The organism is Rhizobium ecuadorense, from assembly GCF_001187535.1.
Lineage (GTDB): Bacteria > Pseudomonadota > Alphaproteobacteria > Rhizobiales > Rhizobiaceae > Rhizobium > Rhizobium ecuadorense.
This window is the reverse complement of the sequence record NZ_LFIO01001293.1, coordinates 1-257: the sequence shown is the minus strand read 5'-3', so window position 1 is coordinate 257 and position 257 is coordinate 1. Positions and strand designations below refer to the sequence as shown.

Here is a 257-nt window from a genome sequence, read left to right as displayed (position 1 = left end):
GGCTCCGGTATCGTCCTGGCCTACAAGAGGCTGGAAGAGCACACCTTCACCTGGCCCGGTATCAAGGATGGACTGATGACGCTGACCCACGCCCAGTTCGAAGCCCTGTTTGCAGGCCTCGATTGGCGGCGGGTTCATGCCGTCAAGACGAGAACGCCGGAGACCATCGAATAGCTGCGGCACGATGACTCAGGACGGCTAATTCCAAAGGCAAATGGGTGCGGGATTTGCTAGGTTCCGGCCATGCTGAACACCGC

Annotated in this window: 1 protein-coding gene; it reads left to right on the top strand. The window is 59.5% G+C overall.

Annotated features, from left to right (window positions below):
- Window positions 1–9: 9 nt before the first annotated feature.
- Window positions 10–174, top strand: a complete 165-nt coding sequence (gene tnpB, locus AF337_RS46575) for an IS66 family insertion sequence element accessory protein TnpB (RefSeq protein ID WP_425287901.1) — start codon at window positions 10–12, stop codon at window positions 172–174.
- The last annotated feature ends 83 nt before the right edge of the window (window positions 175–257 follow it).